The sequence below is a fragment of the Domibacillus sp. F004 genome (genome assembly GCF_057814295.1).
In genome coordinates this window covers 1-311 of sequence record NZ_JBVATB010000042.1, presented here as the reverse complement: position 1 = coordinate 311, position 311 = coordinate 1, and the positions used below count along the sequence as shown (strand labels likewise).

Genomic DNA, 311 nt, shown 5'->3' with positions numbered 1-311 from the left:
GGAATAACGAGACCAAGTTCAAGCGCCAGCTGTCTTCGGATCATGACGATACGATCAAGCAGGTCGCCGCCTTGGTTCGTATCTTCAAGTGGAATAAGTCCGTAACCAAATTCAAATTCAATTGGATCGACTGTCAATAAATTCACGACTGACTCTGGACTTTTCAACTCATCTGTTTCAATCTCTTCTTCTGAAGGCACGGGATCGTCCAGTGCTTTATTTGGTAATCGGGAAGAATTCATATAGCCGAGTAGCGCAAGGCCTGCCGCTATTGGGATCGTTAAACTATCGTTAATCGGCGTGGCAATCCC

At 46.0% G+C, this 311-nt stretch carries 1 protein-coding gene; it reads right to left on the bottom strand.

What is annotated here, in order from left to right; translation table 11 throughout:
- The coding region (locus ACZYRN_RS19345; RefSeq protein ID WP_488913194.1) for an FHIPEP family type III secretion protein at positions 1 to 311 on the bottom strand (311 nt) is incomplete at both ends.